The sequence below is a fragment of the Synechococcus sp. 65AY6A5 genome (assembly GCF_002760415.1).
Taxonomy (GTDB): Bacteria; Cyanobacteriota; Cyanobacteriia; order Thermostichales; family Thermostichaceae; genus Thermostichus.
In genome coordinates, this window is sequence record NZ_AXUW01000001.1 from 69,981 (window position 1) to 93,199 (window position 23,219).

The following is a 23,219-nucleotide window of genomic DNA, read 5'->3' on the forward strand; positions in this document are numbered from 1 at the left end:
CGCCTGCGCTGGGCCAGGCACAAGTGTAGGAGGGGATGGACAAGGCCATAGAAGTCGTCGTCTTGGCAGCCCCGAGCGGCAAGGAGTGGGCCTCGAAGTGGCTTGCAGATGTGATATCATCAATTTCCAACCCTTGGGCAGATGCGCAGCCGCATCTTCAGCGAGGGCTGTTAACTCAGAGGTAGAGTACCACCTTGACACGGTGGGAGCCGCTGGTTCGATTCCAGCACAGCCCATTGTCAGAGGATCCCAAAGACTCTGCCAAAGTTCGAAAAGGCCTTGTCCGGCAAACCCTCTCGGCTTTCAGGGATCCCGACAATTCCATGCAACCTGCGAAAATCCAGGGGGGGACGGGCTCCTCTCTGCAGCGGCTGTTTTGGAGGGCTGGAGCGTTGGTCTGGGGTTACGGCCAATTTCTTCGGATCCCGGCCAGGGATCCCTATACTGGAGTAGGAGCCCTGGAAGGCGCCGGCGTGGCAAGGGTAGCATTAGGTCAAACTGCGAGAGGGGGAAACGACCGATGGGATTGTTCGATCGGGTCAGCCGGATCATCAGAGCCAACCTCAACGCGCTGATCAGCAGTGCCGAAGATCCGGAGAAAATCCTGAACCAAACCATTCAGGACATGTCTGAGGATCACTACCAAATGCGGCAGGCAGTTGCCCAGGCCATTGCTGCCCAGAAGCGGATCGAGCGGCAGTACGAGCAGGCGCAGCAGAACGTCGACGAGTGGCAAAGGCGCGCCGAGTTGGCCCTGCGCAACAACAACGAGGCCCTGGCCCGCGAAGCGCTGGTGCGCAAGAAAACCTTTGCCGAAACCGCCCAGAGCCTGAAGCGGCAGTTGGATGAGCAGACCAAACAGGTGGAAGTCTTGAAGGCCAACATGACCAAGCTGGAGAGCAAGATCGCCGAGGCCAAGACCAAAAAGGATATGCTCATCGCGCGGGCTCGGGCGGCCAAAGCTTCCCAACAAATTAACCAGGTTATCGGACGGGTGGACGCCACCAGTGCCTTCGCGGCTTTCGAGCGTATGGAAGAGAAGGTAAACGCCCTGGAAGCTCAGTCGGCGGCCGTGGCCGAGCTGGCGGTGGACAACTTGGAGCGACAGTTTGCCGCTTTGGAAGCAGGTGGCTCGGACATCGATCACGAGCTGATGATGCTGAAAGCGGCGATGGGGGGCCAATTGCCCGCCGGAGAGCAGAAAGCTCTGCCGAGAGATCAATCTGCTGCCACCAGCGAGAGCGAGGTAGATGTAGAGCTAGAAAATCTACGCCGCGAAATCGACCGGCTTTGAACGAATGGGAGGTAGCGTCTTCTTGAGAGTGTCTCCTCTGGGCTCAGGGGCGTTGGGGTATGCTAAGCAGGGGGACACAGAGTGGTAAGCTAGCCCAGAAGAGCTCTTGGCCTGCCTCTGGTGGGGTTAGGGTAGCCTTCTGCGTTTTTGCGAGAGAAACAAACAGCGATGACCACAGCGAGTATCAAACCTCTGCTGGACGCCAAGCAACTGTTGCAGGCTTATGCGTCTGGCCGGCGGGATTTTTCTGGAACCAACCTGAGCGGAGCCCAGTTGAGCGGCGCGAACTTGAGGGGCATTGTCCTGCGGGATGCCGACTTAAGTGGGGCGGATTTGCGCGAGGGGGATCTGTCGGGCGCAGATCTCTCAGGGGCCGACCTGCGCGGAGCCAAACTGCGGCGGGTGAACCTCATTGGGGCCAAGCTGGTCAAGGCCGATCTGCGGGGGGCCAACCTCTACCGGGCCAAGTTGCTCAGGGCCGACCTTAGCGAGGCCGATCTCAGCCGCGCCGATTTGCGAATTGGCGCCGATCTGCGGGGAGCCATCATCACCAACACCCGTTTTCGCGGCGCCCTCTACGATGAGTACACCAAGTTTCCGGAGGGGTTCAACCCCACCGAGATGGGCATGTAATCCCAGGCTTTCTAGGGAACCAGCTCCTGCCACAGTTGGGCTGCATCGGCGGCAGCCGCCACAAAGGGCGGGTTGTGCAGATCAGGCTTGTTGTAGCGCAAGGGATCCCCTTTTAGATCGGTGACGCTTCCCCCGGCTTGCTCGACGATGCAGTGGGCAGCAGCAGTATCCCACTCCATGGTTGGGTCGAAGCGGGGGTAGAGATGGGCGGATCCCTCGGCCACAAGGCAGAGTTTCAGGGCGCTGCCCACCGACTTCACCTCGAGGGAACCGTAGCGCCGCCGCAGCCGCTCGAGAAATTGCTCCGTCTCCGGGCCGCGGTGGGAGCGGCTGGCCACCACTTGCAGAGGGGCCTGGGCGGGCGGGCGGGCCCGGATGGGCTGATCTCCTCTATAGGCCCCCAGCCTTTGCACAGCCCTGTAGGTAAGGCCGAGAGCGGGGGCATGGACGACGCCTAAGATGGGGATCCCTGCCTCGACGAGGGCGATGTTCACGGTGAACTGGCCGCTGCGCCCGATAAACTCGCGCGTGCCGTCCAAGGGATCCACCAGCCAGAACTGCCGCCACTGTTGCCGCTCCGGATACGGGATCCCGCCGGATTCTTCCGAGAGCACGGGGAGGCCGGGGGTCAGATCTTGCAGGCCCCGCAGGATCAAGTGGTGGGCGGCCAGATCGGCTTCGGTGAGGGGGGAGGAGTCGGCCTTGTCCCTGACCCGGATCTGATCTTGCCGATAGATCTCCAAAATGGCCTGCCCGGCTGTTTCCGCAAGGCGGCTGACATGGGGCAGGAGATCGGCCAGATCCTGCATGGGCAAACTCTCCAGGTTTAGCGACGCACCGGAATGCCGTGGGCGGCCAAATCGGCTTTGATCTGGGCAATTGTCAACTGGCCGTAGTGGAGCAGCGAGGCCAACAGGGCTGCTTCTGCTCCCCCCTCTTGCAGAGCCTGGCGGATGTGGGCACATTCCCCTGCCCCCCCTGAGGCGATCACCGGCACCGCCACCGCCTCGGCCACGCGGCGGGTCAGCTCCAAGTCGTAGCCCGCTTGGGTGCCGTCGGCGTCCATGCTGGTCAACAAGATCTCCCCCGCCCCCCGCTCGGCCACGGTTTTGGCCCACTCCACCGCGTCCAGGCCCGTCGGCTCCCTCCCCCCGCGCACGTACACTTCCCAACCGCCACCCTGAGGTTTGGCACGGGCGTCGATGGCCACCACGATGCACTGGGATCCAAACCGACGGCTGGCCTGGGTGACCAGATCCGGATCCCGGACTGCCGCCGAATTGAGGCTCACCTTGTCGGCCCCGGCCCGCAACAGTTGCCGGATCCCTTCCAGATCGCGGATCCCACCTCCCACCGTGAGGGGGATAAACACCTGCTCCGCCGTGCGCCGCACCACCTCCAGCAAGATTTCCCGCTCTTCGTGAGTGGCGGTGATGTCTAGAAAAACCAGCTCGTCAGCTCCCGCCTGGTCGTAGGCCTGGGCCAGCTCCACCGGATCCCCGGCATCGCGCAACTGCACAAACCGGATCCCTTTGACCACCCGCCCCGCCGCCACATCCAGGCAGGGAATGATCCGCTTGGCCAACATCGCCTTCTCCTCCGCTGGCGCGATGGCCTAGCCAAAGGTGATGACTAAGAAAGGCTCCTGAAACTTGGCCCCGGTTACCTGCCGGCCTGCCAAGCTGGGGGGCAAGAACAAGTTGCGCCGCTGATCCCCGGCGGTGATGGTCAGTTCCGGCCCCGACTGGCTCAGCTCGATCTGGGCCTTGCTGAAGCCGGGAATAAACAGCTTGACGGTACGGGCTCCCTCGTCGATGGCCACCGGCGGCGGCACCTGCGGCACCGCGAAAATCCCTCCTACCGCCTCTTCCAAAGCCGACCAATCGGATCCCTGGCGCCGCGGCAGGATGCGCACAGGCAGCGGAGAAAAATCGGCAGCCGACACTTCCCCAGGAACCAGCGGCATGACCCAGAGGCCACCCACCGTCAGCCCCACCATCTGGGCGCTGCCCCAGAGGTAGCGGGCAGTCTGCACGGCCATCGGATCCGGGGTGGTTACCAGGTGGGCCAACACGCGACGAGGATCGGCGATGGCCTGGCGTCCCTCCTCGAAAATGTTGGTCATCCCCCCCAGCCGATTCGACAGATCCTCTAAAGACGAGAACTCCACTGTGCTGACCGATCGCAGCAGGGGCTCGACGAAAGGGCGCAGGGTTTTGGCCAAGTCGGAGCCCAAAAAAGCTTTAGAAGCCCGCCGCCAGTACCAACTGGCCACCTCCGGGATCCCAAAAGCCCGCAAGGTGGTCAGATCCCCCGGCCCATCGTAGAGAATACAGTCGTACTGGCCGCTGGCATCGTAGCGACGCAGGGCTTCCAGAGCCAGGGCCTGATCCATCCCCGGCAACACCCCCAGCTCCTGGCCGTAGATCTCCCGGAAAAAGGGAGTGCGCACGTATTGGGCTTCCAGCTCCTTGGCCGCCGTCCAGTGTTGCTCCAGGAGCTGAGTTGTGCGCAACTGCACCACACTTAAATTGGCGGCAATGGTTACCGGCTCGCCGGAAAGCGGGATCCCGCCCAAGAGCATCTCCAGCCCCGACCCCGGCTGATGGCCCACCAACAGCACCCGCCGCCCCTGCTGGGCTGCTGCCCGGGCCGCTGCCACGGCCAGGGTGCTCCGGCCTGTGCCCCCTTTGCCCAAGAAGGTAAGGATCTGGCTCATTCCCGCTCTCCAGACTCTCCGTAGATGTCGATGTACAGCGATTGCCCCGCCAACTGAGCTGCCGCCATCATTACCTGCCGAATGGCCTGCAGGGTGCGCCCGCCTCGCCCCAACACCCGCCCGCGATCCTTGGGGTCAAAAGCCAGCCGCAGCCATACCTTGCGCCCGCCACAAGTGGTTTCCACATCCATTTGCGGCGGGCCACCGCTGAGCAACGGCTCGATCAGGAGATGGACAAGGGCCTCGTAATCCGGCATGGGGAGCTAGACGACAGGGAAGAACAACTGCCGAGCCAAGCTTAACCGAAAGCGTAGCCGACCCTAGGCCTCAACCTGAGGCTTTTCCTCCTCAGGCTCCGGCTCCTGGGAGTTCGGTTCCGCTGCCGCCCCAGCCGGCTCGACTTCCCCCGGTTGCCCTGCCATCTCGGCAGAGGCCTCGCAAACAGCGGCAGGCTCCTCTGTGGACGGCGCCGGATCAGGGATCCCAGCCTCCGGCTTGGCGATAGCCGGGATGCGAATCGCGGCAACCACTCCGCCCTCGCCGGCTTTGAGCATCTCGTAGATGCCGGCCTTCCTGAGGAGGCTGTCCACCGTATCTGTAGGCTGAGCGCCACAACGCAACCACTTGAGCAGGCCTGCCGTCTCCAGAACCGTCTCCTTGGTGCGCGGGTTGTAGTAGCCCAACTCCTCCAGCGGACGACCCTCGCGGCGGGCCTTACTTTCGATGGCGACGATGCGATAAGTGGGTTGCCGTCTTTTTCCGTAGCGCTTGAGCCGCAATTTAACCATGGGGTGTCTGCTCCTCGGGGGTGCTCCGCAAGCTGTAAAGGGTTACCAAGAGAAAAAAAGATGAAGCAAGCCAAGTTGCCGCCCCTTCCCACATCCCAGCGGAAGTCTTGGCGGCTAGCTATGACACAGGCCCTCTATTGTAATCGATTTTTCCTCGGCTGAAAAAGGGTCGAATCGACACCAGGTGGCATCTTCGTGGCAAAGTTGAAGAGGAAACCCAAGCTCAGCAGCAACCCCTATGGTCAACTACGCCGACTTGACAGATGAGCAGCGCCAGCTCTACCTCAAAGCCTTGATCGCGGTGGCCTGCGTGGACGGCCAGTTGGACGAAGAGGAGAGCAACTTTTTCCTGCAAATTGCAGAAGGGATGGGCGTCGAAAAACAGGTGGCCCAAAGCTATCTGGCCGACGAGACAGGCGCAACCCTAGACCTCAGCCGGATCCCTCCTCTACACAATGCAGCCGGAGCCTTGATCCTGAGAGATTTGGCGGCGATGGCGGTGGTCAACAACGAGCTGGCGGAAAAAGAAGAGGCCCTGATTTTCGAGATCGGCAAAGCCATGCAGTTCAGCCAGGAAGAGATCAACGAGTTCTTGGACTGGGCCTTCATGGGCCTGCAATGGCAACTGAAAAGCGCCGCTCTGCTGGAGCGCTACGCTGCCGACGGCAACAGCTAGCCTTGGCTTGAGCAAAGCCCAGCCCACCCCCATGGGAAAGGCTTGTATCCACTAGCTGATGTAGCGATCCAGGGCCCGCTGCAGCTCTTCCAGTTCCACCTCGATGTTGCCACTTTCGATGGCGTGGCGGATGCAGTGACGGATGTGATCGTCAAGAATAAGGCGCGCCACCCGATCCAGTGCCCCCTTGACAGCGGCAATCTGCAGCAGCACATCCGGACAGGGCTGATCCTGCTCGATCATGGAGCGGATCCCGCGCACATGCCCCTCGATGCGAGCCAGACGATGGATCAGCTTGCGCCGCGACTGCGGGTCATGGTGGTGAGGCTGGGCTCGCCCCGATAGAGGTGGCCGCTCCAGTGCAAGCTCCCACTCCTCCTCCCAATCGGGTTCTGCAGGGAGGGGGGGGACAGAGCCGGTTGGCACTGGGGGAACGGGATCCGACATAAAAAAGCAGAGGACTGTTTGCATGATACCGCTCGCTTTTCCCCGAGAACGTTGGGGTGCTCTACAATAAGGGGAGATATGAAATTTTGTAAAACCTCTCATACTTTGGCTCCATGACCTCTGTGCTCTCCCCCTTTGGCCCTGTAGAAGCGGATCTGGAGCGTTTACGCCAGAACCTGTCGCGGCTGGTTAGCGCCAAACACCCAATTCTGGCCATGGCTGCCGAACATCTGTTTTCGGCGGGGGGGAAAGGGATCCGACCGGCGATTGTGCTGTTGATTGCGCGGGCTACTACGCCGGATGGGGAGATTACCCCGCAGCATTGGCGCCTGGCGGAAATTACCGAGATGATCCACACGGCCAGCTTGGTGCACGACGATGTCATCGACACTGCCGATGTGCGGCGGGGCATCGACACAGTAAATACCCTTTTCGACAACCGCGTAGCGGTGCTGGCGGGGGACTACCTCTTCGGCCAAGCTGCCTGGTATTTGGCTAACCTGGACAATCTGGAAGTGGTGAAGCTCCTGTCCAAGGTGATCATGGATCTGCCGGAGGGCGAGGTGCGCCAGAGCCTCACCCGCTTCGACCCGGATGTGTCCTTGGAAGAGTACCTGGCCAAGAGCTTCTACAAAACCGCCTCCCTCATATCCGGCAGTTCTAAGGCCGCCGGGCTGCTGAGCGGGGTCAGTCCTGAGGTGGCCGATCGCCTCTTCGACTTTGGCCGCGACCTGGGCATTGCCTTCCAAATCGTGGACGACCTGCTGGATTTCACCGCTTCGGCAGAGATGCTCGGTAAGCCGGTGGGATCTGACCTCATCCAGGGCAACTTGACGGCACCGGTTTTGTTCGCCCTGGAGGAGTTTCCCCAGATGCGAGAGCTGATCCTCCGAGAGCTGGCCGAACCCCAGGATCTCCAGCAGGCCCTGGAGTGGGTTTACCAGAGCAATGGGATCCCGCGCTCCCGCGAGTTGGCGCGAGACTATGCCCGTCGGGCTGCTGAGGCGTTGGAAGTTCTCCCCGATTCGGTAGCCCGCCGAGCTTTGTTTCAGATGGTGGACTATGTGCTGGAGCGGGCCCGCTGAGAGGTTTTCCCAGGTTTAGGTTCGACTCCCCGAGGCCTGCGCCCCTTCAGAAGAGAGCTCCGGATACTCTGGCGGGGTGAAAAAGTGCAGGCGATTGGGGGGCCAAAAGCGGAAGATGGTGTTGCCGATGATGTTCTCTTCCGGCAAAAATCCCCACACATGGGAGTCTTGGCTGTCGTTGCGGTTGTCCCCCATCACAAAATAGGAGCCGGGGGGGACGAGAAATTCGGATCCCTGGTTGGGCACGCCGGGGCAGCGCTCGCCCGGACAGGAGTAATTGGGGGGAGCGTAGATATAGTCCTCCTGGAGCGGGATGCCGTTGACGATCACCTTGCCATCGGCAATGCGGATGCGATCCCCCGGCAGGCCGATCACCCGCTTGATGTAGGCACCGTCGAAGTTCAGCTTGGCAGGCGGGTAGAAGACGATGATGTCGCCCCGTCTGGGGGAGCTGAAGCGGTAGCTGATCTTTTCCACCACCAGCCGATCTCCTTCTTCTAGGGTGGGCAGCATCGAATCGGAGGGGATCCAACGTGCTTCCGCCACAAAGGTGCGAATGCCGAAGGCCAACAGCAGCGCCAGCACCACTGTCAGCAAGTTCTCCCGCTGAGCCTGCCACCAAGCGCGGGATCTGGAGCCAGCGGAGGTTTCTCCTGGCGGCAGCTTGGGCTGGGGCAAAGACGTCGGATCTTTTGACGACATGGCGGCTAGCGCACAAGACTGCACGATCTCCAGATTATCGCACTCAACCGAGGCAGTAGGAGCAGAGGCTGTCCGGTCAAGCCGACGCTAGAGAGACAAAAGGCCGGGAGTAGCCTAGGATCGATAGGCGGAGATACCCTGCTCGTGACTTCCAAGCCCCATGACGATTTCGACAGAAGAGCGCCTAGAGCGGGTCGAGCGGCTGGTTGAAACCAACAGCCAAGCAATAGCTCGCCTCACCCAACAACAAGGGGAGATTCTGGATCGGATCGATCGGCTCTCAGGAGATACCCAAAAGCTCTCGGAGCGGGTCGAGAAGCTCTCGGGTGACGTCGAAAAGCTCACTTTTAAGTTCGACACCGCCCAAACCATTGGGGAACGGCTGGAACGTCTGGCCACCAGCCTGATTGCCGGGGCCACCATCAGCATTATTGCCGGGGTGATTTTGGTGCTGTTGCGGGAGGGATCCCGCTAGGAAGAAGCCGCTCAGGTTGTCGTGGGAATGGGACGCCTGGAGCGAGGAGGAGAGGCTTCTGGATTCCTACGGGCAGGGATTGGGGCAGGAGAGCAGTGGCCCGGCCTGTATCCAAATGCCCATAGGAGATCAACTGCCGGAATTGAGTTTTTCCCAGTCCTGCTGGCGGATGGCGATCATCTGGGCTTGGGCCTGAATGGCCGCCAGCATTTCTGTCATCAGGGGCCAGTCGCTGCCGGGGGGGGTGGGGTATTGCTTCAGCTTCTCGATTGTGGTGCTGAGGGCAGCTTGCAGTTGTTGCAGCAGTTGATGGGCCTGCTGGGCCAAAGCCACAGTCTCGGAGACGCGGAGGCGGTTTTGGCCTTGCTGATACTTGTGGAGGGTCTCCCCTCGCAGAATGCTGAGGATGGCGCCTTCCCTGGAGGAGGAAACCTGGCCACTCTTGGAGCGCTGGGGAATGATGCGCAATTGCAGCACCAGCGGCTCCCCCCGATACATCCGCTCTGCTTCCGCCTGCTGGGGCTCCCCGATCAGCCCTGCATCCAGGGCCATCATCCGCTTCATGGCGGCGATCAACTTTGCCCGTATCGACTCCGAGAGATCCTTAAATAGATCCCGCAAAATCCCCTGCTGGCGGTAGCGCACCCGACACACCAACCCCTCCTGGGGTTCAACAAAAATTTGCTCCGCTTTCTCCTCCAAAGCTCGCCGCAGCATCGAGTTCAGCAACTGCTGCGCCGTCTCTTCCGATTCGTCAACAGGAAGGGGCGGAGCAGTTGGCCGTGCCGGCAGCGGCTGGGTGGGGGTCAGTCGGCTGGGCGGCTCGGCCACGGGAGCAGGAACTTCCCGGGTGACGCGGCTGGCTTGGGCCTGGAGGCGTAGCTGCTCCACCTCTGCCGGGCTCGGCGGATGGCTGAAGTAGTAGGCAATTAAATCCTGCTGCTGCTCAAAAGTAATCGGGATCGGCTCAACGGAGATCTGGGAATAGGCGAGCATCTTGCTCACGTAGTCCAACGCCGCCAAATCCTGGGGATCCACCATGCCCAAGATCAAGCTGTCGGTGTCCAGAGCGAGGGGCACAACCTGGTAGTAGATGCAGATTTCTACCGGCAGGTATTGGGCAATCAGGACCGGCACCCGCGCCCGGTCAACAATGGAGTGTTGTCCCACCGCCAAAGAGGTATCTGGATTGGTCATGGCAAGCCCGCAGTGGATCCCGGAGGGGCGAGGTGTCGTTCTCGATCATAAAGCCTGTGCCCCTTAGCTCTGCGCCCCGCAATACCCTGACTCGTCTGACCGGCACAAGTAATGAATAATGTAATACTAGGAGCATTCATCACCAGCTACAGTGAAAGAAGTTGAGCCTTGTTAAGTCTGGGAGTTAACATCGACCACGTCGCCACCCTGCGCCAGGCTCGCCGCACCGTAGAGCCGGATCCGGTGGCCGCGGCGGTGATCGCCGAGTTGGCAGGGGCAGATGGGATCACGGTGCATTTGCGCGAGGATCGCCGCCATATCCAGGAGCGGGATGTGCGGCTACTGCGCCAGACGGTGCGCACCCACCTCAACTTGGAGATGGCCGCCACCGACGAGATGGTGGCCATCGCCCTGGAGATCAAGCCCGATTATGTCACCCTAGTGCCCGAGCGGCGAGAAGAGGTCACCACCGAGGGCGGTCTGGATGTGGCCGGGCAGGTGTCGCGTCTTAGCGAGGTGGTAAGCCAACTGCAGGGATCCGGCATTCCCGTCAGCTTGTTTGTCGATCCCGATCCCATCCAGATTGCCGCTGCTGCTCAGGTGGGGGCGCGCTGGGTGGAGCTGCACACCGGGCGGTATGCGGAGGCCTCCTCGGAAGCCCAACGGGAGGCGGAGCTGGCCCAGCTGCAGAAGGCTAGCCAACAGGCCATTCAACTGGGGCTGCGGGTCAATGCTGGGCACGGCCTCACCTACTGGAATGTGGGCCCGGTGGCGCGGATCCCGGGCATAGAGGAGCTGAACATTGGCCACAGCATCATCAGTCGGGCAGTGCTGGTGGGGTTGGAGCGAGCGGTGCGAGAGATGCGTCAGGCAATGGGGTTAGGAGTGGGCCCGGCATGAACTCGGAGTACTACGGCTACGACAACGGCTACGATTACGTTCTCGAGCAGGCTGAGATTGACCGCCTGCTGGATCTGCTGCCGGCCAGCATGCGGGAGAGCGTGAAGATCTTGCCGGCCTCGGAGCGGCAGACGGTGGTGATCAAGGGCCGCCGACAGATGCCCTGGGAACGGCAGATGCGGCTGTTCATCAAACCCTACGAGTGGCGACAGTTCACTCCCCTGCAGCGGGCAGGGCTGTTTCTCCACAAGGTGGGCTACTACAGCCGGGCAGCCTCGCGGCAGATCGACTTTTACCTGGCCATAGCGGCTCTGGGAGGGCTGAGCCTGATCTTCGAGGTCGTGCAGCAAGACCCGGTGGGGGCGACGGTTTCGGGAGGGTTGAGCGGCTTGGCGCTTTGGCAGTTGCGCCGCGACCAGACCAACGACCGCCGTCTTCTGGCTGCCGATGCCTACGCCGTGGATCGCCTGGTGTTGCGCGGGATCCCACGGCTGCAGGCGGTGGAGGCGCTGGGGCAGGCGCTGCACGTGGAGGCCCGTCTGGAGGGGCGCTCCGGCAACGACCTGCTGGACATGTTGCGCTATCAAAATCTGAAGCGGTTGGCCCAACGCCCGGCAGAAGATATCGTGTTGAGCTAGGGCTGGGGGGACTTAGCCATGCTCTCCCCCTCGCGGCTGGGATCCCTGGTGGGCCAGGGGGCATGGGGCCACCACCTCTTGCAGGTGGTGACAACCGACTCCACCAACCGGCTGCTTTTGCAGTGGGGGCGCCAGTTTCCTCAGCCCCTGCCGCCGGGCACGGTTTTGGTCAGCACCCGCCAACGGGCAGGACAGGGCCAGCACGGGCGGGTGTGGCACTCGGAGCCGGGGGGGCTGTATCTGTCGGTCTGGCTGGGATCCCCGCCTCTGCGGCATTCGCTGCTGGAGTTGACCCTGACGCTGGCCTGGGGTGTTGTGGATAGCCTACGACAGAAACTGGGGATCCCGCTGCGGCTGAAATGGCCCAACGACCTGGTGGTGGTGGATGAGCAGTGTCCGGGTTCTCTGCGCAAGCTGGGTGGCCTCTTGGTGCAGAGCCGCTTTGGGGAGAGAGGGCAACTGCTGGGGCTGGTGGCCGGCGTTGGGGTCAATGTCAACAATCCCGTGCCCGCTGGCGGGATTGCCTTGGCAGAAATTCTGGGATCCCGGCAGGACAGCACCGCAGTTGCCGCCTGGGTTTTGCAGGGGATGGAGCGCGGGTTTCAGATCTGGCTGCAGGAGGGGTTTGCCCCTGTGCGCTCCAGGTACGAAGCCTGGACGGTGAAGCCGCAAGTCCAATGGCTCCCTGGTGAGGCGTCGGCTACGGTTTTGGGCCTTGCCGAGGATGGCAGGCTGCGGGTACAAACTCCAGGAGGACAGATCCTCGTCCTTTCTCCCGACCAGGTGCGCCTGAGCTATCAAGCGTCTCTTGCCAGTGGCCCTTCGTTTCCTCCTGAGTGACCCGTGTTGGATCCCTTGCGCATGTCGGCAAAGTCTTTTTGGCTGCGTCTTCTCTCCCGGCCAGGCAGCCGGTTGGCGAGAAGGGCGCGGCTGCTGCGGCGGCTGGGCCTGGGCTTAGGGTTGGGACTGGGCCTGCTGCTCTGCTTCTCTTCCACCGCTCTGCTGGCGCAGACGCAACTCCATCCTCTGCCCCCTCCTCCCTCAATAGGCCCGGCTCTGGACACCCCTGGAGCAGAAGCCCTGCTGTTGGATGGTGCCATTCCCCTGCCGGCGGGCAGCCCAGAGTCTCCAGGCTTGGCGTCCAAACCTGGCAGCTCTCCAACCCTGGAGGCAGAAACCCGCGCAGAGACGGTGGTGGGGCGGGAAATTATTATGGAGCCGCCAGCAACCCAGAACTTGGCCGTCGATGCTCAGCCGGAAAGTGGGGTGCCGGTGGTGCTGATGGAGCGCAGCTCCGGTCGCCGCATCATCCTCATGCCAGGCGAAGAGATTCGTATTGAGGATCCCAGCCAACCCCAAACGCCTAAGCCGCCAGCGCCGGCATTGCCCGAATTGGCGACAGGTGAAGAACAGTTGCTCTATCCTTTGCCCCACCCCGTGCCGATTACCTCTGGGTTTGGCATGCGAATTCACCCCATCCGCGGCCAGCCAGAGTTCCATGCCGGCGTGGATCTGGGGGCCAGCCTGGGCACGCCAATCCTGGCTGCGTTGAGCGGCAAGGTGGTGAGCGCGGGATCCTTGGGAGGCCTGGGAATTACGGTTGTGCTGGACCATGGCGGCAGTCGGCGCACCCGCTACGGCCACATGTCCGAAGTCGCGGTAAGAGCCGGGGAAGTGGTGGAACAGGGATCCGTGATCGGCTATGTGGGGGCAACCGGGGCGGTAACCGGGCCACACCTGCACTTTGAGCTGTGGAAGCGGGCAGGGGGGCAAGGCTGGGTGGTTTTGGACGCCACAGAGGAGCTGAAGGTCGCCGTTGCCCAGTTGCCGGGTTAGCCAGAGCCGGCTTGGGTTAGCATAATTGAGCGGGATCCGAGTCGGCTGACAACCGGCCTACGGGGCCAGCTTTTGCGGACGTGGCGGAATGGCAGACGCGCTAGACTTAGGATCTAGTGCCGCAAGGCGTAAGGGTTCAAGTCCCTTCGTCCGCATGGCCAAACAAGCTCCTCATTCCCGGCCTTTTTCCTAGAGGGAGAAGGAGAAAACTGTGCTACTCCCTTTCCAGGCTGGGACAGCCGGTATAGCGGGACAAGCTCTCCCTGGGGCGAGGAGCGCAGTGTCCTGGGAGAGGAGTTGGGGTGAGGGAATGGTTTCAAACTTGTCCGAAGTGGCTGCAGGATCCCATAACCTTTTGGGCTGGTCTTGGGGAAAGTCTTCTGCCGCTAGCCGGGGAAGATCACTTGCAGGATTTGCTCAGGAGCAATCGAGTCGATCACCCCGTTGGCAGCCTTAACGGCGCGGAACGGCCCTTCGGAAGGCAGCAGCCGCTCCGGCTCAGTGGGGCCAAACACAGCCACCAGGGGAGTTTGGGTGGCTACTGCTAGGTGCATGGGGGCGCTGTCGGTACACAACAGCAGGGTGGAGCCAGCAATCAAGGCCGCCAGTTGGCCCAGGTGGGGAGGGCGGCTCACCGGCAGATCCGGCAGTTGCGACAGAAAGCCCTCCGCCAGCTGCTCATCTTCTGGCCCCAGCAGCAGCACCAGCGGCAGCTCCGGCCGCTTTTCCCGGAAGCCCTTGATGACCTTGACCCAGCTGGCGGGGGGGTAGATTTTCTGAATTCCCTTCTCCTGGGACAGTTGGCTGGCGCCGGGATGTAACAGCACGTAATCTTGGGCAGCATCCCCCAGCAGGCGCTTGCGTTCCTGCTCGGCCCACTCCAGGTCTGTCTTCTTTAGGCGAACCTGAGGCAGGCCTGCCGTCGCAGTGATGCCAAACCCCTGCAGCAGGTCGTGATACATGCTCGCTGCATATTGGGCCGGCTTCAGGGGCACCGGGTCGGTCAGCCAAGGTCGCCCAGGCCCTGGTGGAGCATAGCCAACCCGCTTCGGGATCCCAGTTAGCCAAAGCAGCAGCTTGACCCCTAAGCTTCTGCCCAGGCTCAGCACCGCATCGTACTGCCGTTCCCGGATTCGCCCCAGCAGATCGCTGATATCTCCCAACGAGAGCTGCTCTTTAAACGGAAAGGTTAGCACCCGATTCACCGAGGGACAAACCTCGTAGGCAGCTGCCGCCCGCGGCTCCACCAACACCTCTAGCTCCGCTTCTGGAAAGCGCTGCCGCAAACTTGCCAGGGTGGGAAAAAAAAGAATTTGGTCGCCAATCCCTCCCGGCACCAAAGCTAGAATTCGGGGGGCCAAAGGGGCTTTGCCGAGAACTGCTTGAGAAGCAACCTGCATAGAACATCCTGTCGATAGCTGTAGCCGACCTAGGGAATCCCTGGCCAGGGACGTACCGCGTTTACTCTATCTCAGATTGGGATAGATTCGGAGTGGGCTGGGATCCCAGCAGTCCACTTGTAGCGAAGATAAGGGAAGAATCACTTGGGGCCAGAGCGTTGTGGACGCCGAAAATCAGCTTTTCCGCCTCAGGGAAGAGGCATAGGCGATTTTAATCGCTGATTTCTCTCTCTGCTACACTGTACATACTGACCTACCTTCGTGAAAAACCTAGCCGGCAGCTAAGCAAGACAAACCAAGCAGAGCCTTGGCATTATGTCCTTGCTTGCGCTAGCGGGACAGGGCCGTGAGAGCTGTCTAGAGGCGGCTTGACAACGCCTTTACGAGTCCAGCAACGGACTGGGTAAGAATTCTCCAGCTTTCTTTAGTTGGTGGGAGTGTCGAAAGCTCTCATCCTCGATAATCGGCTGTGGCCGCTACCTTCCCAAAAGGCAGCACCGTGACGGATGAGCCTATTCCGCTGCTGGACTTGACCTTGCAATACCGCGCTCTGGCTGAAACCCTTCTGCCCGAGGTGGAGGCGTTGCTGGCCTCAGGCCAGTACATCGGGGGAGAGGCGGTGCGGCGTTTTGAGGAGCTATTCTCTCGGTTTCTTGGCGGCGGGGACCTGGAGGCTGTTGGCTGCAATTCCGGCACCGATGCTTTAGTGCTGGCCTTGCGCGCCCTTGGGATCCAAGCAGGTGACGAGGTGATCACCACTGCCTTTAGCTTTTTTGCCTCCGCCGAGGCTATCGACTTGGTGGGGGCACGGCCGGTGTTTGTGGATGTGGATCCCTGCACTTTTAACCTGGATCCCCAGCTTCTGGAAAAGAGCATTTCCCCCCGCACCAAGGCGGTGATCCCGGTGCATCTGTTCGGCCAGGCGGCCAACATGACCGAGATTCTGGCCATCGCGCGGCGACATGGGTTGGCCGTGATAGAAGATTGCGCCCAGGCGGTGGGGGCCTGTTGGGGGGGCAGGCCGGTGGGAACCTGGGGAGATATCGGCTGCTTCAGCTTTTTTCCCACCAAAAACTTGGGGGCAGCAGGGGATGGTGGGGCGGTGGTGACCCGGGATCCACAATTGGCCCGCAAGGTTCGCATTCTTAAAGAACACGGCCAGACTCGCCAATACCAGCACGAGCACATCGGCCTCAACAGCCGCCTCGACGCGCTGCAAGCCGTGATCCTGTCGGTTAAGTTGACCCACCTGCGGGAGTGGAACTGGCGGCGGCAGGGGATTGCCGAGTCCTATCACCGCCTGTTGCAGGGGATCCCTGGGCTGATCCTGCCCCAGGTGGCGGTGGGGGGCAACTCGGTGTGGCACCAGTACACGGTGCGGGTGCCTGGTTCCGACTCGACGGACTCGCGGCGGCGGGACCGGTTGCAAAAGCAGTTGCAGGAGCGGGGCATTGCCAGCCGCGTTTACTACCCCATCCCGCTGCATCTGCAGCCGGTGTACCGCAAAAAGTTGGGGTACAAACCTGGGGATCTGCCCAATGCTGAGCTCTGTGCTGCTCAAGTGTTGTCCTTGCCCTGTTTTCCTGAGTTGACTCTCCAACAACAGGAGCGGGTGGCTGCGGCCATTGCCCAAATCCTCACCGAACAAACCTGCTCCTAGTGCCTGATCCCTTTACGCTGCAAGATACGGGTATTCTTGCGCGGAGGGTTGGGGAGCAAGAATTAGCGGTACAGGGCTGCAGAGGAGGCAGGCAAATGTTATTGAAACTTAGCCAAACGGCACTTCAACTCCTGCAATCGTTGCAGTGGCCGCGGAAGTTGGGGATCCGCCCTCCCCAGTTGTCCTCAAGGCAGCGGGTTCGTTTTCTGCGCCGCTTCCGCTTTACCCGCATCGGGGGGCGGTTTGTTGGGATCACCCTCTTGGTAAGCATTGCCGCCTTCAACACCGGCAACAATCCCCTTTACTTGGTGCTGGGGATGCTGCTCAGCCTCATTCTCCTCAGCGGCATGCTCTCCGAGCTTACCCTCAAAGATCTGGAGGTGAGCCGGCAGTTGCCCAGCCGCATTTTTGCCGGCCAGCCGGTCTTGGTGGGGCTGACGCTGGTCAACCGCAAACGGCGCCTGCCCAGTTTTTCCCTACAGGTCAGCGAGCGCATTGAGGGGCTCAGGCGGGCCGATTGGCCTTCCAGCTACGTTTTGCGCTTGGATCCCGGCGCCAAGCTAGATACCTTCTATCAGCACACTTTTTCACGGCGAGGGGCGTGGCGGCTGCAGGGCTTTGAAATTGCCACCAGCTTTCCCTTTGAACTCTTCCGCAAGGCAGTGGAAATTGAGGATGCGCAGACGGTGATCGTGTTTCCTCGGCCTGCCCCTGTGCAGGGTTTGCTGCTGCCGGATCAGTTCAGCGGCGGCAGCCGGTTGCGCCCTCAGCCGGGCCAGGAGGGGGACTATCTCAGCTTGCGGCCTTATCGTCCCCAAGATGATGTGCGCTCGGTGCACTGGAAGATCTCGGCCAAACGGGATCAACTGGTCGTGCGCGAGCTGGAGCGTCCCCGTTCCCAGGCCATTGTCCTCTGTTTTGAAAACCGCTGGCAGCCGCGGGGAGAAGGCCCTGAAGCGCATCGCAACAAGCTGGAGCGGGCCGTAGAGCGCTGTGCCGGGATCCTCACCTATCTCATCCGGGAAGGCCACCCGGTGGCGTTGGCCACCTTGCAGGAGCGGACTCCTTTCGGAACGGATTTGGCCCATCTAGATTGCCTATTGGCCCTCTTGGCTCAACTGACGTTTGTCGGGGATCCGCAACTCAATTCTCAACTGAAAAGAGAGCCTGATCCCTCTGTCGGGTTTAACCTCACCCCCCAAGATCGCTGTGTGCTGCTGGCCCATCCCGGCCAGGATGGAAAATCTGCCCCGGCCCATCTCATCCACACGGGATCCCTGCTGCAATTTATCCCAATTGAGTGAACCTCAGACTCATTTTGATAGCGGAATCCGTCGGGGAGCGTTTGGAAAGCTTGAGTCGCGGATCTCTTTAAAGCTTTAGGTTGAACTGCTGGAAAAGTGTCTGAGTAGGTAAAGTCTGAGGCTCATGGGAGAGGATTCCAGGGGAGTCAAACTCCGCTACTCTAGCTCCCCAACTTTAGGATCCCTTTATCCCCCTTCCGGGCGGTGGTTGGTGGTGGGGATGTAGATGCGGCTGCCGGCCCACTGCAGTTTTTCTCGCAGGGTGCGGAAGTAGGAGAGGTCTTTTTCTAGGATCAGCAGCTTGGCCGGCAGGTGAGCCCGTTGAATTTGTACCCACTGGCCGGGGTTGACCGATTGGGCCAAGACGCCATCGCTCCAGAGGCGGGTCAGCCCTTCCGGATCGGCAAGGGGCCAGATCTCCACCGTAGCCGTGCCGCCGATGACGATGGGACGGCTGGACAAGCTGAGGGGACAGATGGGGGTGATGATGATGGCCTCAAAGCTGGGCTCCAGAATGGGGCCGTTGGCTGCCAGGGTGTAGGAGGTGGATCCCGTCGGTGTAGCCACCAGCACACCATCCCCGTGGTACTGATCCAAAATCTCGCCATTGACTTCGATTTCCAGGATGGCGGCGGGCAGGCGTTCCCGGTTGATGGGCTTGAGGCACATTTCGTTGAGGGCGTAGTACACGTCACTGACCGGGCGGCCCTGCCGCTTGCCCTCGCCAGGAATAGCCCCCTGCCCCAGTTGCACTTGCTCCCAAATCTGGGCCTGCAACATCATCCGGGCTTGCAGGACGAAGTCTCCGGCCTGGATGCGATCCCAGGGATCCTGGTGCAGCACCCGCTCTGACTGGGCCAAAAACCCCAGCCTGCCCCCCGACTGAATGGGCAAAATGGGGATCCCATGGGGGGCCAGGTGGCGGGCCGCCGCCAACACCGACCCATCTCCCCCCAGTACCACAGCTAGGTCGATGGGATCGGAAGTGGCCTCCAGGAAGACCGGGTAGGGGTTGTGGTGCAAGCCGGTGGGGGCTGTTAGCACCGTAACGCCGCGCCGGCGCAACTGCTCCGCACACAGTTGACAGGCGGCCTTGCTCTCCCGATCCCCCTCTTTGTAGGCAATCACCACCAAGCCCAAGTCCATAAGCCCTCGCGCAGGGATCCCTTCCGATCATCCCCCTTTGGGCTGAAGGTTGCCCAGAAGGCTGAATTTCCCCCAGCATTCCCTTGCGCTTTTTTCACATTTACTGGAGATCCTTAAAAAAATCTCTAAATAGTCATTCCAAATGGTAATAAAAAACGGCTTGTCGCAACGCTGTCGCGCACGCGCTGGCGGCGCAAAGCGCTATCCCTAACTCCCCTCTCCCTTTGGGAGAGGGGCTGGGGGTGAGGGGGGCTGGGAGAGGGGCTGGAGGTGGTCGCGCCGGCGGCGCGGAGCGCTTGGGCCTCCAGAGAGTCAAAGATTGGGATCCCTGAAGTTGGACTGAGCAATGGGCGGGTATGAATTCCAGCAATTGGTTTATCGTATGGACATCTTGGCCTGAGCTGCCTTTTCTTGCGCCTGCAAACCTATGTCTTTTGATCTCACCAATCGCATTTTGGGCGGTCGCTACCGGCTAATTCAAGAAATCGGTGGTGGCGGCATGGGATCCGTCTTTCGCGCCTTGGACTTACACAACAACCACCAAGAGGTGGCGGTCAAGATCCTGCACGCGCCCTTGCTGCTGAGCCGGGGCGACGCCCAGATCGATTTGCGCCGCCGCTTTGCCGAAGAGATCCGCATCAGCATCCTTCTGGGACAGCATCCCCGCATCGTCAAAGTTTTGGATCACGGCCAAGAGGGCGAGCAAGCCTACCTGGTGATGGAGTACCTCAAGGGGCAGGATCTGGGCAAGCTGATGCGGGAAAAAGGGGCTCTGCCGCTTCGGCAAGTCATTCGGTTGGCCCTGCAGGCTTGTGAAGGGCTGCACTTTGCCCACACGTTCCGCGCCAAGGTAGATGGCCGCGAGATTCGGGGCGTGATTCACCGCGACATCAAGCCCAGCAACCTGTTTCTCGAGCAAGTCTTGCAAGAGGGCCAACTCACGTCTCAACTGAAAATCCTCGACTTCGGCGTGGCCAAGACCCTGGCGGATCACACCCTCAGCCTAGGCACCCACAAAGGGGGCGGATTTATCGGCACGGCCCGTTACGCCTCTCCTGAACAGATACGGGGCAAGTCTCTGGATGCCCGCTCGGATATCTACTCGTTTGGGGTGGTGCTCTACGAGATGCTGACGGGATCCATGCCCTTTCAATTGGAAACCGACTCGTTGCACAGTTGGATCCACGCCCATTGCTACGAAAGCCCCCTTGAGATCAACCCGGAGACAACTCCGCAGCCGATCCCGCCCGCCTTGGCAGCGGTGGTGATGGATTGCCTGAAGAAAAACCCGGACGAACGCCCGCAGACGATGCAGGAGCTGGGGGAGCGGCTGCTGCAGGCCTATGAGCTGACGGTGGCCACTCAACTCCCCAGCAGCCAGGCCAGTACCGTGATTCTTCCCACCGGCGGTGCCAAGGCTCAAAACGAGGCTCCACCCTCTTCCGATCCCAGACCGCCGATCAAAACCACCGGCAATACAGGATCGGCTTCTGGAGCCTTTGAAGACATCCGCGATGAAGATCTGGATCTTGTCGAAGATGAGCCCATCCCGCCTGCAGGTGCAGGGATCCCCTATTACATCGCCGAGCGGGAACCTCTCCCCTCAGATCCCTCGGCAGAAGCTGCGCCGGATCCCTCCCCCAAAGTTGAAGGCGAAACTGCCGAAACGCCCTCTACAGTCATCCAGGCCAGCAACACGCTTCCGGCTGCTCCCCCTCAGGATCCCCCCGTCCCACCACGAACGGATACTCCCCCTACCCGTCCCCTGCCGCAAGCCGCCCCCCCAACGGTTCTCCAGCCTTCCGGCAGCAGCCTAAAGTGGGTCTTGGCCGGGGGAGGCGCTGTGGCTTTGTTGGCCGCCTTTTGGCTCTGGCCGCGCCCAACAATCCGCGATACTCAGGAAGAGCCGGAGCCGATTTCTACCGCTGAAGTCACCCCAACACCTACCCCCGAGCCCGCCCCGACTCCGACACCGCCACCCACCCCGACTCCGACACCGCCACCCACCCCGACTCCGACACCGCCACCCACTCCAACTCCGACACCGCCACCCACTCCAACTCCGGCACCAACACCCACTCCCACCCCGGTGCCAACACCAACGCTTACCCCTATCCCTCGCTTTACCCCGCTCGTCCCCCGTACTCCTACCCCTACCCCCACCCCGATCCCGACGCCCACCTCGACGCCAGCCCCAGCAACACCAACGCCTGCGCCAGAGTTTGCCTTGAGCGGTCAGTGGCTCTATGAGGGAGGATCCTTTGTCTGGCAGGGATCCCTGTGTAAGGTTAATGTTGCAACCGGCATTGAGGAAACCGTCTCCATTCGGCAAGACGGCAACCAGATCACCATTTCCTCACCCAGCTTTTCCGAGCGCGGCGGCCAGCTTATCGGCAACCAACTTTCTGTTAGCGGCAGGATAGGGGGTAGCGGTACCCCAACCATCACGTGGAGCGGCACCGTCAGCGCCGACGGGCGCTCCATTCGCGGCACGGCCACCTGCGGCAGCGCCAGCTTTGCCATTAAGCTCACACGCCAGAGTTAAATACCCACGCCGCCACCTCGGTCACCGCCGCCTCCCGATTCCCTATCCTCCGGTTTCTGCTGGATGGCAGGGGGAGGGGGAGGGGTGGCAAACGTTTCGCTCACCACCTGGAGGGTATATGGCCCTCGTCCAGGGCTGCCCGGCCCAGCGGTTGGGGAAGCATTTTGCGCCCAGTAACTTTGCACCTGGATCAAGTAACAGCGGTCTTGCCGCACCGGGATCGTGAGCTGGGAGGTGGTAAAGTTGCCAGGGGCGGCATCATCGTTAACAAAAAGGATATTCCGATCCAAGTTTCTGCCGGTATCAAAGGCACCGATGACCAACAGCGGATCGAAAGCCGGGCTGGTCAGCCGGATGGTAACTCCGGTAACGTTGGCTGCAGAAGGAAAGTAGAGAAATCCATCTGAGTAAAAGGTGAAGGTGCCGGGCGGCGGTGGAACTTCCCGGGCATTTTGAATCTCGCCGGCGCTATCGTAGTAGAACTCCAAAAGGCTATTCGGCCCCAAGGTTCCGCTGCGGCTATCTCCTGGGCGGCGCAGGCCAATCGCTGCGAAAAACTCTGGGCTAAAGGCTTGCTCGCAAACATTGACCGGAGGCGGCACCGTCCCCCCACCTCCCCCACAGCCTGCCAAGAGTACAGTCGAGGCCAGTAAACCCCAGAAAAATCCCACCTGGGATCCAAAAACCTTCGATGCCGGCAATGGCATAGACACTCCTCTGCCACAGGATCATTAGCTTCTCCAGAATACAGCCACCTCGGCAAGCTGCAGCGAACAGAGCTCAGCCAACGATGCTCTCCTCTTGATTTGGGGTGCTGTCTTTCTGTTGAGCTGCTTCTGGATCCCTAGAGCAGCGATGTCCAGCAAGAGCGACTCCGTTTTCTCTCCGGCTTAGTGCCTCTTCGCCAGATGTTGGGTAGAGTTGGCGGTAGCCATCGCTGCCGTATTGGTTATGAACAGTCCGCTGAGTAGCCCGAATCGGGATCGCGATCCCTTCTTTTCCCAACGCCCTAAGCGGGGCAGCCTGGGCTGGAGCCTCCCCCTTGGAGGGTGGGGACTTGCCTTGTTGTTTGGATCCCTGCTGTTGAGGGCGTGGAGCAGCCAGCCCTTGACCTGGGCACAGGAAGCAGAACAACAGCCAGAGCCAGAAGTCTTCCTGCCGGTGAGGGACATCGATCCGGCGGCGCAGATTCGGGTGCGAAACGAGCTGGTTAAACTCTGCGGAGATTATCGCTGCGAAGGCTATCGCTTTCAGGTGCGAGTTTTGGTCAGGCCTGAGGATACGCTGGAAACTCTGCTGGAGCGGCTGGATGCGGAGATGCTGCGGGAGGTGGACCGGGTGTTTCAAACTCGGCCTGACTTGAACCGTGTCATCGTCGATGGCTATGTCTTTGTGGGCACCCCCTCTTTCGCCAGTCGAGAGGTGCTGCTGCAAACGCTGTTTGTGCCCCGTCACCGCTGGGCGGTAGGCCGCTTTGGGCCAGAGCAGGATGGAATCTTCTATGCCGAGCTGCTGGAACAGGTAAGGCCCTTTTTAACTCGGCCGCAAACCCCAACCCCTCCGCCTGGAGCCGTGTTTGAAGAGCCTGTGCCTCCTTTGCCTCCCACGCCAGCTCCTATAGAGACACCAACGCCTACACCTCAAGCAACGCCGGAAGCTCCACCGCCACCGGGGGGCGTGATCGAGCGGCAACCCATTCAGCCCTGACCTGCACCTCTGGGGTTGAGACCTGAGCAGGTGGTGATCTAGGCTTCAGAGTTAGGGGATCCCTCCC

24 protein-coding genes and 2 tRNA genes are annotated in these 23,219 nt (G+C 61.2%); 15 read left to right on the top strand and 11 right to left on the bottom strand.

Features of this window, described 5'->3' with window-relative positions:
* Positions 1-164 precede the first annotated feature (164 nt).
* The 3 genes from SYN65AY6A5_RS00270 to SYN65AY6A5_RS00280 all read left to right on the top strand — a co-directional run bounded on the left by SYN65AY6A5_RS00270 (position 165) and on the right by SYN65AY6A5_RS00280 (position 1,927).
* Positions 165-236 (top strand) — tRNA-Val (locus SYN65AY6A5_RS00270).
* 284 nt (positions 237-520) lie between these two features.
* A complete protein-coding gene (locus SYN65AY6A5_RS00275) occupies positions 521-1,294 on the top strand; it encodes a PspA/IM30 family protein (RefSeq protein ID WP_011431094.1) in 774 nt (257 codons plus the stop codon).
* 168 nt (positions 1,295-1,462) lie between these two features.
* The gene (locus tag SYN65AY6A5_RS00280) at positions 1,463-1,927 is read left to right on the top strand and encodes a pentapeptide repeat-containing protein (protein WP_011431093.1); all 465 of its coding nucleotides are present in this window, start codon (positions 1,463-1,465) and stop codon (positions 1,925-1,927) included.
* Positions 1,928-1,938: 11 nt separating this feature from the next.
* Here SYN65AY6A5_RS00280 and cysQ read toward each other — a convergent pair whose 3' ends face one another.
* The 5 genes from cysQ to rpsP all read right to left on the bottom strand — a co-directional run bounded on the left by cysQ (position 1,939) and on the right by rpsP (position 5,434).
* On the bottom strand, positions 1,939-2,736 hold the full coding sequence (gene cysQ, locus SYN65AY6A5_RS00285; RefSeq protein WP_011431092.1) for a 3'(2'),5'-bisphosphate nucleotidase CysQ: 798 nt from the start codon (positions 2,734-2,736) through the stop codon (positions 1,939-1,941).
* A 17-nt stretch (positions 2,737-2,753) separates the two neighbouring features.
* A complete protein-coding gene (hisF, locus tag SYN65AY6A5_RS00290; RefSeq protein WP_011431091.1) occupies positions 2,754-3,515 on the bottom strand; it encodes an imidazole glycerol phosphate synthase subunit HisF in 762 nt (253 codons plus the stop codon).
* Between the two features lie 27 nt (positions 3,516-3,542).
* Positions 3,543-4,646 (bottom strand): ArsA family ATPase, encoded by a 1,104-nt coding sequence (locus SYN65AY6A5_RS00295; RefSeq protein WP_011431090.1) that lies wholly within the window; start codon positions 4,644-4,646, stop codon positions 3,543-3,545.
* A complete protein-coding gene (locus SYN65AY6A5_RS00300) occupies positions 4,643-4,903 on the bottom strand; it encodes a KH domain-containing protein (protein WP_011431089.1) in 261 nt (86 codons plus the stop codon). The genes SYN65AY6A5_RS00295 and SYN65AY6A5_RS00300 overlap by 4 nt, the downstream gene beginning before the upstream one ends.
* Positions 4,904-4,966: 63 nt before the next feature.
* The gene (gene rpsP / locus SYN65AY6A5_RS00305; RefSeq protein ID WP_011431088.1) at positions 4,967-5,434 is read right to left on the bottom strand and encodes a 30S ribosomal protein S16; all 468 of its coding nucleotides are present in this window, start codon (positions 5,432-5,434) and stop codon (positions 4,967-4,969) included.
* Between the two features lie 238 nt (positions 5,435-5,672).
* On the opposite strand from rpsP, the gene SYN65AY6A5_RS00310 reads away from it, so the two are divergent.
* Complete coding sequence (locus SYN65AY6A5_RS00310; RefSeq protein WP_099812886.1) at positions 5,673-6,110, top strand: TerB family tellurite resistance protein; 438 nt, start codon at positions 5,673-5,675, stop codon at positions 6,108-6,110.
* A gap of 51 nt (positions 6,111-6,161) precedes the next feature.
* Here the strand turns inward: SYN65AY6A5_RS00310 and SYN65AY6A5_RS00315 are convergent, their stop codons facing one another.
* Positions 6,162-6,581 carry a metal-sensing transcriptional repressor gene (locus SYN65AY6A5_RS00315; protein WP_228375284.1) on the bottom strand — a complete coding sequence of 140 codons (420 nt, stop codon included), beginning with the start codon at positions 6,579-6,581 and terminating at the stop codon, positions 6,162-6,164.
* An 89-nt stretch (positions 6,582-6,670) separates the two neighbouring features.
* Between SYN65AY6A5_RS00315 and sds the strand changes: the two genes are divergently transcribed.
* Complete coding sequence (gene sds / locus SYN65AY6A5_RS00320; RefSeq protein ID WP_011431085.1) at positions 6,671-7,642, top strand: solanesyl diphosphate synthase; 972 nt, start codon at positions 6,671-6,673, stop codon at positions 7,640-7,642.
* 15 nt (positions 7,643-7,657) lie between these two features.
* Here sds and lepB read toward each other — a convergent pair whose 3' ends face one another.
* Positions 7,658-8,344 (bottom strand): signal peptidase I, encoded by a 687-nt coding sequence (gene lepB, locus SYN65AY6A5_RS00325; RefSeq protein ID WP_011431084.1) that lies wholly within the window; start codon positions 8,342-8,344, stop codon positions 7,658-7,660.
* A 160-nt stretch (positions 8,345-8,504) separates the two neighbouring features.
* On the opposite strand from lepB, the gene SYN65AY6A5_RS00330 reads away from it, so the two are divergent.
* A complete protein-coding gene (locus SYN65AY6A5_RS00330) occupies positions 8,505-8,819 on the top strand; it encodes a hypothetical protein (protein WP_011431083.1) in 315 nt (104 codons plus the stop codon).
* Between the two features lie 129 nt (positions 8,820-8,948).
* On the opposite strand, the gene SYN65AY6A5_RS00335 is transcribed toward SYN65AY6A5_RS00330, so the two are convergent.
* On the bottom strand, positions 8,949-10,016 hold the full coding sequence (locus tag SYN65AY6A5_RS00335; protein ID WP_011431082.1) for a general secretion pathway protein: 1,068 nt from the start codon (positions 10,014-10,016) through the stop codon (positions 8,949-8,951).
* A 168-nt stretch (positions 10,017-10,184) separates the two neighbouring features.
* On the opposite strand from SYN65AY6A5_RS00335, the gene SYN65AY6A5_RS00340 reads away from it, so the two are divergent.
* The 5 genes from SYN65AY6A5_RS00340 to SYN65AY6A5_RS00360 all read left to right on the top strand — a co-directional run bounded on the left by SYN65AY6A5_RS00340 (position 10,185) and on the right by SYN65AY6A5_RS00360 (position 13,545).
* A complete protein-coding gene (locus tag SYN65AY6A5_RS00340; RefSeq protein ID WP_099883687.1) occupies positions 10,185-10,916 on the top strand; it encodes a pyridoxine 5'-phosphate synthase in 732 nt (243 codons plus the stop codon).
* A complete protein-coding gene (locus tag SYN65AY6A5_RS00345; protein ID WP_099883689.1) occupies positions 10,913-11,554 on the top strand; it encodes a DUF3318 domain-containing protein in 642 nt (213 codons plus the stop codon). The genes SYN65AY6A5_RS00340 and SYN65AY6A5_RS00345 overlap by 4 nt, the downstream gene beginning before the upstream one ends.
* An 18-nt stretch (positions 11,555-11,572) precedes the next feature.
* Positions 11,573-12,394, top strand: coding sequence for a biotin--[acetyl-CoA-carboxylase] ligase (locus SYN65AY6A5_RS00350; protein WP_099812887.1), 822 nt, complete (start codon positions 11,573-11,575; stop codon positions 12,392-12,394).
* A 21-nt stretch (positions 12,395-12,415) separates the two neighbouring features.
* Complete coding sequence (locus tag SYN65AY6A5_RS00355) at positions 12,416-13,390, top strand: M23 family metallopeptidase (protein WP_099812888.1); 975 nt, start codon at positions 12,416-12,418, stop codon at positions 13,388-13,390.
* Between the two features lie 74 nt (positions 13,391-13,464).
* Positions 13,465-13,545, top strand: a tRNA-Leu gene (locus SYN65AY6A5_RS00360).
* Positions 13,546-13,776: 231 nt separating this feature from the next.
* Here SYN65AY6A5_RS00360 and SYN65AY6A5_RS00365 read toward each other — a convergent pair.
* Positions 13,777-14,790, bottom strand: a complete 1,014-nt coding sequence (locus SYN65AY6A5_RS00365) for a glycosyltransferase family 9 protein (RefSeq protein WP_049749781.1) — start codon at positions 14,788-14,790, stop codon at positions 13,777-13,779.
* Between the two features lie 499 nt (positions 14,791-15,289).
* Between SYN65AY6A5_RS00365 and SYN65AY6A5_RS00370 the strand changes: the two genes are divergently transcribed.
* Positions 15,290-16,450, top strand: a complete 1,161-nt coding sequence (locus tag SYN65AY6A5_RS00370) for a DegT/DnrJ/EryC1/StrS family aminotransferase (protein ID WP_011431076.1) — start codon at positions 15,290-15,292, stop codon at positions 16,448-16,450.
* 95 nt (positions 16,451-16,545) lie between these two features.
* A complete protein-coding gene (locus SYN65AY6A5_RS00375; protein ID WP_099812889.1) occupies positions 16,546-17,754 on the top strand; it encodes a DUF58 domain-containing protein in 1,209 nt (402 codons plus the stop codon).
* Positions 17,755-17,940: 186 nt separating this feature from the next.
* Here SYN65AY6A5_RS00375 and SYN65AY6A5_RS00380 read toward each other — a convergent pair whose 3' ends face one another.
* Positions 17,941-18,900, bottom strand: coding sequence for an NAD(+) kinase (locus SYN65AY6A5_RS00380; protein WP_011431074.1), 960 nt, complete (start codon positions 18,898-18,900; stop codon positions 17,941-17,943).
* A gap of 427 nt (positions 18,901-19,327) precedes the next feature.
* Between SYN65AY6A5_RS00380 and SYN65AY6A5_RS14615 the strand changes: the two genes are divergently transcribed.
* Positions 19,328-21,445, top strand: a complete 2,118-nt coding sequence (locus SYN65AY6A5_RS14615) for a serine/threonine-protein kinase (RefSeq protein WP_099883691.1) — start codon at positions 19,328-19,330, stop codon at positions 21,443-21,445.
* Here the strand turns inward: SYN65AY6A5_RS14615 and SYN65AY6A5_RS14215 are convergent.
* A complete protein-coding gene (locus SYN65AY6A5_RS14215; RefSeq protein ID WP_099812891.1) occupies positions 21,442-22,152 on the bottom strand; it encodes a hypothetical protein in 711 nt (236 codons plus the stop codon). The two genes, SYN65AY6A5_RS14615 and SYN65AY6A5_RS14215, sit on opposite strands and share 4 nt — an antisense overlap.
* Positions 22,153-22,552: 400 nt before the next feature.
* Between SYN65AY6A5_RS14215 and SYN65AY6A5_RS00395 the strand changes: the two genes are divergently transcribed.
* A complete protein-coding gene (locus SYN65AY6A5_RS00395; RefSeq protein ID WP_240530953.1) occupies positions 22,553-23,152 on the top strand; it encodes a hypothetical protein in 600 nt (199 codons plus the stop codon).
* Positions 23,153-23,219: the final 67 nt, after the last annotated feature.

Bases quoted from the DNA above. Each gene is read 5' to 3' on its own strand.
- SYN65AY6A5_RS00275 (WP_011431094.1), top strand. From the start codon at position 521: ATGGGATTGTTCGATCGGGTCAGCCGGATCATCAGAGCCAACCTCAAC.
- SYN65AY6A5_RS00280 (WP_011431093.1), top strand. From the start codon at position 1,463: ATGACCACAGCGAGTATCAAACCTCTGCTGGACGCCAAGCAACTGTTG.
- cysQ (WP_011431092.1), bottom strand. From the start codon at position 2,736: ATGCAGGATCTGGCCGATCTCCTGCCCCATGTCAGCCGCCTTGCGGAA.
- hisF (WP_011431091.1), bottom strand. From the start codon at position 3,515: ATGTTGGCCAAGCGGATCATTCCCTGCCTGGATGTGGCGGCGGGGCGG.
- SYN65AY6A5_RS00295 (WP_011431090.1), bottom strand. From the start codon at position 4,646: ATGAGCCAGATCCTTACCTTCTTGGGCAAAGGGGGCACAGGCCGGAGC.
- SYN65AY6A5_RS00300 (WP_011431089.1), bottom strand. From the start codon at position 4,903: ATGCCGGATTACGAGGCCCTTGTCCATCTCCTGATCGAGCCGTTGCTC.
- rpsP (WP_011431088.1), bottom strand. From the start codon at position 5,434: ATGGTTAAATTGCGGCTCAAGCGCTACGGAAAAAGACGGCAACCCACT.
- SYN65AY6A5_RS00310 (WP_099812886.1), top strand. From the start codon at position 5,673: ATGGTCAACTACGCCGACTTGACAGATGAGCAGCGCCAGCTCTACCTC.
- SYN65AY6A5_RS00315 (WP_228375284.1), bottom strand. From the start codon at position 6,581: ATGCAAACAGTCCTCTGCTTTTTTATGTCGGATCCCGTTCCCCCAGTG.
- sds (WP_011431085.1), top strand. From the start codon at position 6,671: ATGACCTCTGTGCTCTCCCCCTTTGGCCCTGTAGAAGCGGATCTGGAG.
- lepB (WP_011431084.1), bottom strand. From the start codon at position 8,344: ATGTCGTCAAAAGATCCGACGTCTTTGCCCCAGCCCAAGCTGCCGCCA.
- SYN65AY6A5_RS00330 (WP_011431083.1), top strand. From the start codon at position 8,505: ATGACGATTTCGACAGAAGAGCGCCTAGAGCGGGTCGAGCGGCTGGTT.
- SYN65AY6A5_RS00335 (WP_011431082.1), bottom strand. From the start codon at position 10,016: ATGACCAATCCAGATACCTCTTTGGCGGTGGGACAACACTCCATTGTT.
- SYN65AY6A5_RS00345 (WP_099883689.1), top strand. From the start codon at position 10,913: ATGAACTCGGAGTACTACGGCTACGACAACGGCTACGATTACGTTCTC.
- SYN65AY6A5_RS00350 (WP_099812887.1), top strand. From the start codon at position 11,573: ATGCTCTCCCCCTCGCGGCTGGGATCCCTGGTGGGCCAGGGGGCATGG.
- SYN65AY6A5_RS00355 (WP_099812888.1), top strand. From the start codon at position 12,416: ATGTCGGCAAAGTCTTTTTGGCTGCGTCTTCTCTCCCGGCCAGGCAGC.
- SYN65AY6A5_RS00365 (WP_049749781.1), bottom strand. From the start codon at position 14,790: ATGCAGGTTGCTTCTCAAGCAGTTCTCGGCAAAGCCCCTTTGGCCCCC.
- SYN65AY6A5_RS00375 (WP_099812889.1), top strand. From the start codon at position 16,546: ATGTTATTGAAACTTAGCCAAACGGCACTTCAACTCCTGCAATCGTTG.
- SYN65AY6A5_RS00380 (WP_011431074.1), bottom strand. From the start codon at position 18,900: ATGGACTTGGGCTTGGTGGTGATTGCCTACAAAGAGGGGGATCGGGAG.
- SYN65AY6A5_RS14615 (WP_099883691.1), top strand. From the start codon at position 19,328: ATGTCTTTTGATCTCACCAATCGCATTTTGGGCGGTCGCTACCGGCTA.
- SYN65AY6A5_RS14215 (WP_099812891.1), bottom strand. From the start codon at position 22,152: ATGCCATTGCCGGCATCGAAGGTTTTTGGATCCCAGGTGGGATTTTTC.